The following is a 13,126-nucleotide window of genomic DNA, read 5'->3' as shown; positions in this document are numbered from 1 at the left end:
ATGAAACGATTAATGTACGCTTTGGCGGTTTGTTCTCTGTTCGCGTCAATGAATGTCGGGACCCTGAATGCTGAGGATGATCCCAGTGTGATGGTCAGACCGAAGGAAAATACTCCACCCCATGAGCGTTCCGATGGTTATATTTTGTTGGATGCGGATGTGCAGTCGGCACATCCGCTGTTTCAGCTTCTGGTTGAGCCGCTGAGTGCCGAATGGGAGGCTCGTCTTGTCCCACCGCTGCTGCACAGCCTTCTACGTCTAGCACCGTTCACGACGTTACGCGTGGAGCCGGAGCTTGGTTTGCGAGCTGTGGCCGTGGCACCCGGCCGATTGGCCTTGGTCCATCGTTCCAGCGCTTTGGATCTGGGAGCCGCGGAGCTTGGTCTGGAACTGCTAGAGGTGGGGCCGGCATCCTGCATGCTCCTGGCAGTGCGGCAGGATGCGCTGTGGAATGGTTTTTCCGATCTCAACTACGGCTCGACGCAACCACTCCGGGTGGAGGCTGTCAGCCCGGCTGCCAAGCGAAAATTTGAACGCATTCTTGAAACATTTCCGCTGGCAACGGATGTCGCGCTGACGGTCAGGCCCACCCATATCGCGGTGCAGCGACTTATCTCCAGTGATTCGGATGTGCTGGTCATTGATGCGCCTCGCCTCGGAGTGTCCGGTGAAATGGCGGATGTTGTGGCTTTTGTGAAAGAGAAAAAACTGCGGCTCCTGCCTGTACCCATGTATCTTTTCAAGCACCACGATCGATTGAGCCCGGGACATGTGGTGATTGATCGGGCATGGTTCTGGCAAAACCCTCAGGTGTATGAAACGGTTTGTGATCCTTTCGTTTTGGCCATGCCTCGGGAAGGCGCCGACGAATTGATCTATGCACTCTACAATGCATTGGCGGACGTCAATGTAAATGACCGCATCGAGACCAAGGTCGTGTCAGCTGACAATGGTAATGGCAATGGTGGAAAAGGCGAAAGTTTTTTCGACAAGTTCCTCGATGCAAGTCGCAGCTTTCTGGTCATGATAGGGCTGCTCAGGTAGATACGTCAGGGTAATCTTTCTCGTCGGCGGACCCCTTACCGCTGGTTTCTTATTTTTCCTCCGCGGCTTGCGTGATGATTCCCTCGTCCATGTCCATGATAATATTCAGGTCCCGGGCAAGTGGCGGGTAGAGCAGTGGAAATTCCGATGCCCGAAAGAAGGTTTCATAAGCCCAGTTGATCGAATAATAGGTTATGGCAGCCGCTGCGCCGGCACTGCATCCAAGTAGCGTTGCGCCGGTTGTTGTCACGGATGCCGGCATTACCATCGTCCCTCCGGTCAAAGCGCCAACGACAGTCGGTCCAACGGACAGGGCCGCGACTCCCATAACCGCTCCGCCAACAAGACAGGCGGTCCCGGTCCCCTGTAGGAACTCTTCTCCCGTCGTAGTGGCTCCCGCCAGAGCAGGATTTGCGAGCCACAGCCAGACTGCCATACACATAGCGATCGTACTTTTCATGATTTCACCTTTGATGAGGTCATGGCGAACCTGGTTAGGAGTTACCGCGTTGCCGTGGAAAATTGTGAATCATAATTCAAAGCCGCCCGACGATGCGTTATTACGCCCTGCAGAGCCTGAGTAAGTAGGATGTGTGTCTCGACATCGTCGCCCCTTTTGATGACGGCCTTTTCCAGAAGGGCAAGAGCAGGTTCGGGCTGTCGGTGATCGAGATATAAGCGCGCCAAACTGATTTGAAGTCCCGGATCATCAGGAGTCTCTTGCAACCCCTGAATATATGCCTCACGGGCCTCTTCCGGAAAGCTGTTGCGAGCCAGCGTGTCCCCCAAAAGCTGAAAAATTACCGCCGTAGCGTTCTTTTTCGATACTGCCAGCCGCATATTATCGAGTCCTCCCTGCACATCCCCCATGGCCACCAAGGCTTCGCCCCAGCGCGCCAAGGCAAAGGCAAAATCAGGATCCAGAGCCAAAGCTCTTTGATATGATGCTATGGCCTCTTCATATTGTCCGGCACGATACGCCATGCGTCCCTTGAGCAGCATCGGCCACTGCTTCTGAGGGGTGGGCAACACGCTGATACAATGTTCCACAAGAGCAGGGGCATCGACAAAATTTCCCGAGGGATATTCTTTCCGAAAATAATACAGGGCCAGAACGTACGGGTCCACACGTTCAACAAACATTTCAGCCATTTTGTTGATGAGTGTCCGAATGTCACGACCACCGCTGGCGGACAAGAAAAACACTTCTCCTTTGGCCGTTTCCACGCGGGTTCCAATTTTCATTTCTCCGTTCTCGAGCAGGAGGTATCCCCCTACCGAATAAACCTGCAGATTCATGAACTCTTGTACCGCATCCACAAGTCCACCTAGCTGCAGCCGTTCGGCCAGAATTTCGATGGCCGACACGTCGTCGTGAAACACGCTGAGCACTTCACCACGAGCTGTTCCTGCCTCTTGGGCAATGTGCCGGATTCGTTCTCGTAGAAATTTGCTGACAATTTCGCCGGAATAACCATGGTATTCGGCATAGGCCGGCACGGAGAACTTGCGAATGGAAACCGGATCAGTGGCCAGCATGGCCGCGAGCACCAAGACGGAGGTGCCGCTTGTCAATAATGTGGTCAGGAACATGGCTTGGCCCTCTCGGTTTCAATTATATTCAGAAATGGGTTGCCTAATACTCTGCTCGTCGAATACGCCTGCAAGACCTGCAGGTTGTTCGGTGTTGTTCCAGGTTGGCGCCCATTCCAATCCCTGGTCCCACCACCAGTTGGTAAACAAACTGGAAGCAGATGCTCCGGCAAATCCGACCACGCATCCCAGGGCGGCGGCGCCGACTGCAATGCCGAATGTGGCGGAGACGGACAGCCCTTGTCCGGCAAGAGGCAGGCTGGAGATCAAGGTGCTGGCGGATCCAGCCCCAGCACCAAAAAAACAGGCCTCTCCCATTCGGCGCATTAATGGGTACGGTTCGGCAAGATTCGGTGATTCATCAGAATTCATGCCGTCCGTGTATTCCGAATCTTGTGCTTGAACCGGATACGTCGAAAAAAACAAGCAGATCGTTAAGGCGACTATTATTTTAAAATTGCGAGGATCACATACGTCCATCGTAGTCCTGCTGAGATGTCAGCTGCCGAGCTACTCAAAATCCTTCATCCCTGAGCTGAATCCTGAAGGACAAGGAGAATGAATAGACATGTTAAAATTTTGATCATCCTATCCACGATCACCAACACGCGCAATAAGATTGCCTCGGGCGGGATCTTTTAAGCATTTGGATGTAAATCTATAACGGATGCCGCAATATATTATAAAATGATTTTGCTCCTATGAAGTAAAGCACGGCAAAGATCAGCAGCAGCAACCAGAAATTCAGCCAGTGCACCAGCCAAGCAATCAAGATCACGGAAAGATAAAACCATGATGCGGCAGTCAGGGCGAGCAAGAAAAAAAGGGCGATTCCACGCCAGGCTTGACGATTGCGCCAAGCTAATCCGGCTACCGCGATCGCCACAATAAGAATTGTCAGAAATGATGCCGCGAGCCAACTGAATTTGAGAACTTCCGAAAAAAGCACTGCCATGCCGGCAATCCATGCCTGATACATAGCCAGGGGAGAAAGCCAGAGCAGATAGAGTTCCATGGGAGTAAGAGCCCAGTAGGTTGAGAACCAGATGCCCTGAACCGTAAATGACCGAGGAATATGCATTGCCGTAAGCATGGCCCAGCAAAAAATGATCCCGGCGGCGATGGGCAGTCCGGAGAAAGGAAAAACAGCGTACATGCCCCGGTCGTCAAGCCGCCGGACAAGCCAAGCGCTCATCAGGATGAGGGCTGTTGGCAGCAGAGGCGTAAGCAATGCTGCAAAGAGAATATCGGATACTGACAAGGGAATGTCTCTGGCTGTCAAAAAATGTTGGTAATTTAGTTCATCGCTGTAAAACGGCCCGCCTTTGCGGATATGAGAGATAAAAGACGGTACGATAAAAAATTCGTTCCCGTCCAAGCTGGTTCGCGCAGGTTCTGATGACGTTTGGTACCATGAATCACGGGGGATCTCGCAGTATCGTCGCCTGGCCGGCAAGCTGGCGAACATAGAATGGCAGGACATGTCCCAGGGTCAGATAGGCGGTGATGACCATCAGGCTGGAGAAGTACTGGGTCATGTAGTTCTGGGTAACCCATTCGCGAATGAACCAGAGCAGGGATAGGGTTGAAAGGAGGAGAGCCCCCAGGATTGTTGGGCCAAGAAGTCGAAAAGATGTCCACATATGCCGAACCAATACCAGGAGAACGGCGAAAATGAAGATGAGCAACGTGATGCGCAGTTCTATGCGAACCGTAGCATCACGAAGGAGATCCAATGCTGAAATATCGGTGGGATTGTGTATCAGGAACAGCAAGCCAGCAAAGTAGACAAAACGACGTTTTGTCGAGCCGGGATCAAGGCGTGTTCTGTAGGACACGGCTGGTGCTGTCTGTAGTTTACTCAGGAGTGAGGGTTCAACATCACTCCCGAGTTATAAGTCAACTATCGAGTAGTTGATTTAATCGACAACAAGATTTCGAGCATACATGCCGCCCGCGTAAGTACCGGAGACGACGCCAAGAGTCGTGACCGAAGCCGAAAGGAGTCGAGCTGTCATCCATGATAATCCGACACCGGTCGCCAAGCTGTGGGTCATCGGACCCAAAACGCCGGTCATCACCAGTCCCGAAGCCAGAAATCCAAGTCCGGCGCCTGCTCCGATGGTCAGGAAATCCCGCGTCTCATGCGACGTGGTTTCTGGGGCCGGAATGGAATTGACAGTCATCGGAGCGGACAGCTTTTCCAGTTCCGCCAGTTTGGTCGACAGGGCCAGGATATCTAGCATGGATGGCGAAGGATTTCGTTGAAGGACGTCGATATCAGAGTGCAGGGCATCAATTGCCGCATCCAGATTGGAACTGTTCGCCGGGGAACGTTCTGGCGAGGTAAGTGGTTGCTGGGCCATGACCGGAGAGAAGGAGAGGAGCAGTACGAGGGACAGGATGGGGATAATTTTCACGGATGTTACCTCGGCGTCTAGGGTGATCGCAGATGCGAACGATTGCGGTGAAAGATACACTGTCCAATACAACAAGGTCAAGGTGAAATCATGCATGCTTTCTGTAGTAAAATAAAAAGGTACATTGGGATGCACCTGTAAGTAATGCGACACATGAGACGGGTGTCGCAAATAGGGCTCCGGTATAAAATCGTTTATGTATCGGCATGGTATCGCTCCGGGGCGGCTAGAACTGCAGCACGGCGATGCTGGCGTGGACCAGGAGGGTGACAGAAGTACCGTAGACAATAGAACGAGCTATGGCGTTGTTGATGTCAATCACCGAATTCTTGCGACCCATGCCGGAGTGGATGGCGACCAAGGAAGCCAAAAACGTGCTGATGACGGTCTTAAGGACCACCCATCCCGCATTTTCCCAGAATATGTCCGGGCGCATCACAAAGAGCCGGAAGAAGTGTTCGCGCCACAACTCGAAGGGTTGGCCTGGAAATATCAACCGCCATGTCTGCAGGGCGAACCACGTGGCGACCCCGCTGGAGAGCAGAATAAGGAGCAGAGAACCGACCACCATGTTCAGCACAATGGCGGTATTCAGATACTTTCGCCCCGGGATGTGCAAATTGTGCATGGCACGAAATTGTGCGGAATAAAGGCGGTTCCCGATATCGGCCGTAATGATGGCGTTGTTGCGGGCAACGATCAAAATGCAACCGATCAACGGCACCGCAATGGTCATGATGATGAATCCCACGCCAAGCAAGGCGTCGTCGTGCACGAAAGAACGCATATAATCGCCAAGCATGTCGTAGTTGAAACCAAACCACATGGTTACGAAGCTGACAATGGCCGCTCCTCCCAGGACGTAGGCAATGGTCAGCGGGGAGGCGGTCAGCACCCAGAAGTACTCCCAAAGATAATGGAAGAACCATAAAATGGGAGGCCGTTCGCGCAATCGTTTTTCCCAGGCTCTGGAGGGAACGCCTGGGATTTCGTCCTGTGCGCGTTCTTCAGCGACAGCGCCGATGGCATTCAGCCGGGCCGCGATGGTTTCCCGTTCCGGAGGAGTTTGATGCAGCGTTCGCTGTACCGGATCCAGGATCAGCACCCGATCCGCCATCTCCAGGAGATCGTCATAATGGTGAGCGACGATCATGGCCGGCGTGCCCATCTTGATGCACAATTCCTTGATCAGTTCAGCCAGGCGCTGAGCAGCATGGGGATCCAGCCCCGAGTTGGGCTCATCGAACAACAGAATCGGGCGTCGGGCCAGGACTGTGCGGGCAATGGCCACCCGTTGCCGCTGTCCCCCGCTGAGCGAGGCTACGGACTGATTCGGGTCGACGTCGCGCAGCAGAGATTCGATCAGGCGCGCAAGTTCCGGGGTTGGGCTTCCTGCATGATCCATGACGATAGCCAGGTTTTGAGCAGCGGTCAGATCATCGAAAAGGGCGTTGTCCTGAAACACCAGTCCGCCGGCATCGCATACATCGTCCGCCAGGTCGTAATACTTCTCGTTTAGGGTCAAGGAGCCGCGGATTTGCCATGCAGCGCCTTCTGATCCCAGAAGGCCGCTGAGGACATTGACAATAGTTGATTTTCCGCCGCCGCTGGGGCCGATCAAAAGGAGCAACTCCCCGGCAGCCATTGTGAAATTGCCGTTTTCCAACAGCACCCGACCTTCGGGGGTCGCGATACGCAGATTTTCCAGGACAAGTCTGGAGTCGGAAGGCGCTGCTTTTTTGGGGCTCATGGCATTGTCCGATGCAGCGGGATGCCGGCTGTAAAGCCAAGTTCCGCCGTCTGATCCATCTGGGAATAATCGAAAGCCAGAACAACATATCGCGTGTCGCCCCGAATAATGGCCCGGACCAGGTACGCGACGAGCGGGTTGTGATCCTTGGGATGGCGATACCGGAGCAGGCGTTTGGGCAGTTCGCGAATAAGAAAATCAAGGTCCAGCTTCAAACCGTGGCCTTCCGGAAAAAGCTGCGGGTCCATCAGCATGCGGTCGATCAGCGGCGGCAGCCGAGGATCGGTGAGCATATCCTTGATGAATGCCTGGCCAAGGTGGTTGGTCAAGTGGACGACCTGAGGTTCGGCCAAAAATTCCAAACCAATCTCGAAGGCAAGCTCCAGGCCCCGGGGGTCTTCCGCGATGGATTGCAACATCCGACCGGTGAAGGAACCACGATTCGTATCTTCCCCCCAGCCGATTATCCCTCCGGCAAACCCATGCAGGCTGTTCCACAGGCTGGATCCGGCCTTTTCACGTACCACAGGCCAGATTTCATTGACATAGCGGTCAACGTATTGCGGGTTCACCATGCGCACGGTTTCGATGATCATGGCCTGCTGTTCAGGATCTTCAATGACACGGCGCGCGGCGTCACGGGCTATGGCCATCAGGTCCTGGCGATAGACCCGCTCATAATGGCCTGAATCAAAAGCATGCGTCACATGTCGGCCCAGACCCTGGGCAGATCCCCAAAAACCTTTCGCCAACGCCTCGCGCGCGTCCGTAGGCAGAAGAGCCCAGAGCAGATGCAGGCTGGCGGGCTGCAGATACAGCATTTGGGCCTCGTTGACCCCCCGGATGCAGACATTGGAACGATAGGTGGTCAAGGTAATGGGATTGGTTTCCGAGAGCTCAGGGGAGGGATGATGAACAAGGTTGGCGTTGCCGCATTGCATGGGAAAAAAATCGGCGTCGAAGAGAAAGACAGGCGTTGGGTGTTGCGGATATACCCGTGGCGAAGATTCCGCGAACAGTTGAAATGACGTCTCAGTTCGAGGAAAAACATTGGGCGGCAAGGTGGATACCCCCAGCCATAAGGCCATCAGGATAAGAAGGAGACTTGTGATGGCCGGCAAGATGCGGCGATGCGTCGAAGGAGCGGTAGTCATTATCAAACACCATGATAAACATGCGCATGCCCATTGCAGGTTGTCTTCGCGAAGATCACTGATCGGAGAAGCTCATGCATGCGGAAAGAATATAAAAAACAAGGCTCCTCGTTTCGAGCGGAATGCATCATGATTTGTCGAGAAAGTTGCTTGAGAGCAACAATTTCGGAAGCTATGGGAGAGATCGCGGGCGGGAATATTACGGGGACCGCGGATGCGATCCCCGAATCCGTCTCATTAGTCCATGACTAGGTTGCGCGCGTACATGCCACCGGCATAGGTGCCGGAAACAATGCCGATGGTTGTCACTGAAGCGGTAAGCAAACTTGCGGTCAATTCGGAAAAGCCCACGGCTCCGGCATAACCATAGACCATGGGACTGAGGATGCCCGTCATCACCCACCCAGATGCCAAAAATCCCAATCCAGCACCTGTCCCAACCGCAAGTATTTCCTGCATGCCAGGGGAAGTATTTTGACGCAGGCTTTCAAGATCCGCATACATTGCGTCAATCAATCTTTCCAGTTCAGCAACTGTTGCCGATGAATGCTCCGGTGACGAAGCAACCTGCTGGGCCATAGCTGGGCTGAAAGACAGGAGCAGGGTCAGGGCCAGTAACAAGGCAAGAAAGTATTTCATCGCGGTTCCTCCATAGGGTTGGCGTTGTATAGACCTTCAGAAAAGATTTCAAATTCCACATCATGATGCAACTTAGACTGACACTGAACCTGCGAATAAAGATACATCTGGACAACCTTGTGCAAGAATCCAAACAACAAACGTCAAGGCAAGGACGTGAACGCTTTATTATGACATCAAAATTTATTGGTTGTCTTTACGATCCACTCAAACCATCATCTGAAGGTCTATGGTAGCGATAAATTCGCTGTTGCAACGATGACTAGTCGAGAGATGTTGGCAGGTCAAGGGGAGGGAGGCGGATGCAGCAGTTCTCCAATACGCAGCAACTCCATTGGAGGCAGCCCATCGGTGACGATGGCCGCTGGTACATTTACTACAAAGGTAAAACGGTTCAGCGACTCAATGGGAATTTCTTCCACCCGGGCAAGCCCGCGCAGGATTTGCACGGCTTTGTAGCCGGCAAACTGTCCGACATTGTAGTATGCGCTGGTCAATCCCATGACGGCGCCTGCGGTTCTGATCGGCGCCTCAGTGGCCGAAAAGGTCGGAATTCCGGAGGTGTTCGTCAGGTCTGTGATGATTTTGGCGTGGGTTATGATTGTTGAATCAGAAGGCAAGTAGATCACCTCTACGCCGGCGCCGAGCAAATCCTTTGTGGCAGCGGCAACGGTGGCCGCGTCTTCAGCAAATGCGGCTTGAACGGTGATCGGGGCGCGGATGACGGTGATGTCGTCATTCGCCAGTTCATTCGCCAATGCATCCACGGACAATCGCGAATTCACTTCCAGTGGATTGTAAATCACTCCCAGACGGTTGAAGGTCAAGGCCCGGCGAAGCGTGCGCCCTTGGGCATCAATGGGAACGGCATGCGTGGTTCCGGTGATGTTTCTGCCGCTTTTTTGCAGGGTCTCGACCAGACGCGCTCCAACGGGATCGGCAACAATGTTGAAGAGGATCGGAAGATCGGTGACATGGAGTTCGGGATCTCGTTCATCCCATGTACCCGCCAATATCGTTGCCACCGTGCTGCCAAAGGCGTAGACCAAGTCCGGGCGTAGTTCCTTGATTTCAGTGCGCATTGTTTCAACAGTAGCGGCATTGCCGGCAGCATCACGGATGATGAAGCGTGACTCCAGTTCGGAAGCACGCAGGTAGTCCATGAACCCCTGTTCGGCTTCGGTGATGCCGCGATACAGGGCCAGATATATTATCGCGGGGTCGCCGCTGGGGCTTGACGTAGCGCCAAGCGACTTCTCAACAGGACCAGGAAGTTGAGCGGTATGAACTACATCGAAGAAATGGACTGCATGATTTTTTGAAAAGGCGAGGTCCTGGAAAGGTTCGGCGGCGACGGTGGATGCGATGCCTATTAGCATTACCAGGGTGTACAACGTAACGCACCCGAACAATGTTGATACTTGACGGTGTGAGAATGTTGCGAGGAAAAGACGATCGCCTGAACAGGTTGCGCTCATGAACGCTCCTTAGCTGTCTCGGTTACCGCGTATGACTTTCGGTAAAAAAATAAGATCCCCGCGAAGAGGAGCATGGATATCAGCAGATAAACGGAAAAGACGGTAAAGGCGCCGGAAAAGCCGAGGGCCGCGATCAATAAGGAGATGATAATCGGCCCCAAGACATTTCCGATACGTTCCAGCAGCCGAAAAATGCCCATGACTGTACCAGGTCCGATTTCAGCAATCTCTTCCTTGCTCCATTCCATCACCAGAGCCAGTTGCGGTGATATGCCGATGGCATGGGCGGCTCCCAGGAGAAGAATGCTCAGGACGGAAGCAATGGGGCCGGGTTGCAGCGTGATCAGCATGATCGCCAAGGCGGCAAGCAATCCTCCCGTCAAAACAAAATAGTGCCTCCGTCCCCAGATATCCGCCAGCAGGCCCACCAGTGGGGACAAAAGAATCATCGCCAGGCCGTAACTCATCATCACCCGCCCGATGTCTCCCGGAGAGAGCCCCAGTGATTTCAGGTAGAGGGGCATGGCGAAAAACAGGAACCCGGTCAGGGCCATTTTCGCTGGAATGGCGTTGAAGATGGTCATTGCCAGGAAGCGTCGGTTCCGGGCCAGGGTGAGGACATTTCGGACCCGCAATTTCTCAGTCTTGCGCGATGGGTTTGCAGGGCTCCTGGAAATATATCGCCCGACGAACAGCGCCGCCAGCATCCCGAGTCCGGCGGATATCAAAAAGACCGGTGCAAAGCCGATTCGTTCCGAAACGATCCCGCCTATGGCCGCACCACAGAGCGAGCCGCCAAAAAAGACCGCCAGAAACATGGCCATTGCCCGGGCGCGTTGCGTGGGCAGGGAATGATCGACAACGTAGCCTTGGACCGTGATGAATACCAGCCCGTAGCCAACCGCGGTGAGAGACCGCCACAGCATCAGATCCAGGATTCCCTGGGAGAAGGCGGTCATCAGCAGACCAATTGAAGCAATGACCGCGCCTGTCAGAAATGCCCGTTTCCGTCCAACCTGATCGGACCAGAATCCACCCGGAGGCAGGGAGAGTGCCCAGACCAGCATGAACAGGGATATCGGCAGGCCGATTGCCAGACCCTGCGGCACACCCGACATGGGAGTGTACAGCTGCTCCACAAACAGAGGGAAGAAGGACAGGGAGAGGGATTCGGCAAAGATGAACAGGAAAAACGGCCAGCGGATAATCGCCAATCGATCCCCGACAACTGTTGTTGCCGATGCGGAATCCGCAAATTTGACGCGTTGTTCCAGATAAACAACCGCCGCCCGCAGGTCGGGATTGTTTCGCGAAGCGTCTCGCATCCGCTGAAAGAAATCGTTGATGCGATCCAGTGAAGCGTTCAGCGCTGCCGACAACCTTCCAATTTCATCGGTCCCGTGCACCATCAGGCGCTGAGAGAAGTCTCCGTTTCGGATCTGGTTGGACAAGGACAAGATGGCGGAGATTGGCCCCCTGATTCTGGAATTCATCACAAACAGCATGAGTTCAAAAGTGATCAAGAGAATCACCAGGAGTACAGTTCCGAGATCCCACCAGACTTCCCGGACCATCCGGTCCACAAAGCGGCGGTCCTGTCCCAGGTGCAGACGGGCCACGACGCTGCCGTCCACGGCCCGAAGCAGGATGGTTCGGTCGATAAAGTTTTTCAGTATCAGCAACCGTGCCTCTTCGTGCCGAGAGTCCTGATGGGAACCGTCCAAAGGAGCATCCTGCAAATAACGCCAAGCCTGTTCGGGGAAGGCCCCGCTCTTATGCAACAGAAGGTCACCTGCGGCCTCTTCGGAGTCATTTGAATAATCCGAACCGCTTCTGCGCATCTCAAGGCTTGAGCCCCTTTCTTTTACAATGGCGACGTATGCCAATTCCGGGTTCTCTTCCCGGAGGTGGTCGAAGTAAGTGGTCACGCCCTTCAGACGGTCAAGGGGTATGCCCTGGGCGTGCAGCCGTTCGAGGCTTCTGGCGAGGGATTGGCCAAGAGTATCGATTTTTTGGTGCAACTGCGGCTCGAAACGTTCACGGAATTCCAGCCATGCAAGTGTGGAGACTGCGGCAGCCGCAAACAGAACCATCAACAGCCCCAAGGCAACCAGTAGGCGCAGGCCGCGGTTCAATTCCCTCCAGGCGGCATTCTCGTCTGTGGATGAGTCAACTTGGTTCTGCTGCTGATCTTGCAACGGAGCAGCAGGGGGGGCTTTCGAAACTGCTCCGGCAACTTCGGAGGCGAGAATCTGTGGTTTTCCGTGCCCGTCCGCGACCTGACGGAGCCGTGATTCGATAGAATCACAGGTGTTGACCAGGGCCTCCATCCGCAGCGCCAGGGGGGACTTGGCAGGGACAGAATGATCCTGAACCGTCATCGATGGCGGCAGGATAACGGTCCGTTGTGTCAGATCGACCAGGTGACGGAAGAACCTTCTTTTCAGCAAGGTCAATCCAACTATGATCAGAATCGCGAAACAAAACGCTGTGAGCAGCAGATTGCGGAACAACATTACAAGCATGGCTTCAACGGGTTCGTCCACCGCGCGGTCGTAGCGCACTGTGAGCGTGCCGATCGGGACATTGAAGCTGTTGAACAAAGGCATTCCATACACATGATATTCGGCCTGGCTCAGGTGCCAATGCCCTTTCATTTGATGAGGAGAAACAATCCAGGTGGAAGGAACCTCCGGCGGTACGTTGGAATCTGTGTCGATCAGCCGCAATCCTGATGTATCATGGATTCCCGCGCCGACAATATCTGGATCTTCGGCAACGGAGTGCAGCACCATACGGGCTAGATCATATATCTGATCCAGGCGCAGCCCAAGATCCAGGTTCGCCACGATCTGTTGTTGGAGGTCCATGGCAACCACGTGCATTCGGGATTGGACGAGCGCAGCATGGGACCGCTGAAAATTCGTGTAGTTGAGATACGTGGCCAAGCCGGATCCGAAGACAAGGATCAACCAGACTGCGAGTCCAGTCGAGAGTATCAGGCTGGTATGGCCAAGGCGAGCGGAGAGAAGACTCATTTGGAGGCCT

At 54.2% G+C, this 13,126-nt stretch carries 12 protein-coding genes; 1 reads left to right on the top strand and 11 read right to left on the bottom strand.

Annotated features, from left to right (window positions below; genetic code table 11):
• The gene (locus tag BLP93_RS12420) at window positions 1-1,044 is read left to right on the top strand and encodes a hypothetical protein (protein WP_139162999.1); all 1,044 of its coding nucleotides are present in this window, start codon (window positions 1-3) and stop codon (window positions 1,042-1,044) included.
• A gap of 49 nt (window positions 1,045-1,093) precedes the next feature.
• Here the strand turns inward: BLP93_RS12420 and BLP93_RS12415 are convergent, their stop codons facing one another.
• The 11 genes from BLP93_RS12415 to BLP93_RS12365 form a co-directional block, all read right to left on the bottom strand.
• A complete protein-coding gene (locus BLP93_RS12415; RefSeq protein WP_092122160.1) occupies window positions 1,094-1,504 on the bottom strand; it encodes a hypothetical protein in 411 nt (136 codons plus the stop codon).
• Window positions 1,505-1,545: 41 nt separating this feature from the next.
• Window positions 1,546-2,637, bottom strand: coding sequence for a tetratricopeptide repeat protein (locus tag BLP93_RS12410; protein WP_092122157.1), 1,092 nt, complete (start codon window positions 2,635-2,637; stop codon window positions 1,546-1,548).
• 18 nt (window positions 2,638-2,655) lie between these two features.
• Entirely contained in the window at window positions 2,656-3,117 is a 462-nt protein-coding gene (locus BLP93_RS12405) for a hypothetical protein (protein ID WP_092122154.1), read from the bottom strand.
• Window positions 3,118-3,295: 178 nt separating this feature from the next.
• Window positions 3,296-3,898, bottom strand: coding sequence for a hypothetical protein (locus BLP93_RS12400; RefSeq protein WP_139162998.1), 603 nt, complete (start codon window positions 3,896-3,898; stop codon window positions 3,296-3,298).
• A gap of 157 nt (window positions 3,899-4,055) precedes the next feature.
• Complete coding sequence (locus BLP93_RS12395) at window positions 4,056-4,475, bottom strand: DUF6524 family protein (protein ID WP_092122148.1); 420 nt, start codon at window positions 4,473-4,475, stop codon at window positions 4,056-4,058.
• Between the two features lie 81 nt (window positions 4,476-4,556).
• A complete protein-coding gene (locus BLP93_RS12390) occupies window positions 4,557-5,057 on the bottom strand; it encodes a hypothetical protein (RefSeq protein ID WP_092122145.1) in 501 nt (166 codons plus the stop codon).
• A 226-nt stretch (window positions 5,058-5,283) separates the two neighbouring features.
• Window positions 5,284-6,807, bottom strand: coding sequence for an ABC transporter ATP-binding protein (locus tag BLP93_RS12385; protein WP_092122142.1), 1,524 nt, complete (start codon window positions 6,805-6,807; stop codon window positions 5,284-5,286).
• Window positions 6,804-7,961: a hypothetical protein gene (locus BLP93_RS12380; protein ID WP_092122140.1), complete on the bottom strand. Its 1,158-nt coding sequence runs from the start codon at window positions 7,959-7,961 to the stop codon at window positions 6,804-6,806. Before BLP93_RS12380 ends, BLP93_RS12385 begins: the two co-directional genes overlap by 4 nt.
• A 237-nt stretch (window positions 7,962-8,198) precedes the next feature.
• On the bottom strand, window positions 8,199-8,600 hold the full coding sequence (locus BLP93_RS12375; RefSeq protein WP_092122138.1) for a hypothetical protein: 402 nt from the start codon (window positions 8,598-8,600) through the stop codon (window positions 8,199-8,201).
• Window positions 8,601-8,884: 284 nt separating this feature from the next.
• Window positions 8,885-10,078, bottom strand: coding sequence for an ABC transporter substrate-binding protein (locus tag BLP93_RS12370; RefSeq protein WP_092122136.1), 1,194 nt, complete (start codon window positions 10,076-10,078; stop codon window positions 8,885-8,887).
• A complete protein-coding gene (locus BLP93_RS12365; RefSeq protein ID WP_092122134.1) occupies window positions 10,075-13,116 on the bottom strand; it encodes an MFS transporter in 3,042 nt (1,013 codons plus the stop codon). Before BLP93_RS12365 ends, BLP93_RS12370 begins: the two co-directional genes overlap by 4 nt.
• Between the last annotated feature and the right edge of the window lie 10 nt (window positions 13,117-13,126).

Source organism: Desulfonatronum thiosulfatophilum (assembly GCF_900104215.1).
Taxonomy (GTDB): Bacteria; Desulfobacterota; Desulfovibrionia; order Desulfovibrionales; family Desulfonatronaceae; genus Desulfonatronum; species Desulfonatronum thiosulfatophilum.
Note: the sequence above shows the minus strand (reverse complement) of the source record. Positions and strands in the feature narration are given on the sequence as shown.

Coding starts and splice junctions, on each gene's coding strand:
- BLP93_RS12420 (WP_139162999.1), top strand. CDS start 1: ATGAAACGATTAATGTACGCTTTGGCGGTTTGTTCTCTGTTCGCGTCA.
- BLP93_RS12415 (WP_092122160.1), bottom strand. CDS start 1,504: ATGAAAAGTACGATCGCTATGTGTATGGCAGTCTGGCTGTGGCTCGCA.
- BLP93_RS12410 (WP_092122157.1), bottom strand. CDS start 2,637: ATGTTCCTGACCACATTATTGACAAGCGGCACCTCCGTCTTGGTGCTC.
- BLP93_RS12405 (WP_092122154.1), bottom strand. CDS start 3,117: ATGGACGTATGTGATCCTCGCAATTTTAAAATAATAGTCGCCTTAACG.
- BLP93_RS12385 (WP_092122142.1), bottom strand. CDS start 6,807: ATGAGCCCCAAAAAAGCAGCGCCTTCCGACTCCAGACTTGTCCTGGAA.
- BLP93_RS12380 (WP_092122140.1), bottom strand. CDS start 7,961: ATGACTACCGCTCCTTCGACGCATCGCCGCATCTTGCCGGCCATCACA.
- BLP93_RS12375 (WP_092122138.1), bottom strand. CDS start 8,600: ATGAAATACTTTCTTGCCTTGTTACTGGCCCTGACCCTGCTCCTGTCT.
- BLP93_RS12370 (WP_092122136.1), bottom strand. CDS start 10,078: ATGAGCGCAACCTGTTCAGGCGATCGTCTTTTCCTCGCAACATTCTCA.
- BLP93_RS12365 (WP_092122134.1), bottom strand. CDS start 13,116: ATGAGTCTTCTCTCCGCTCGCCTTGGCCATACCAGCCTGATACTCTCG.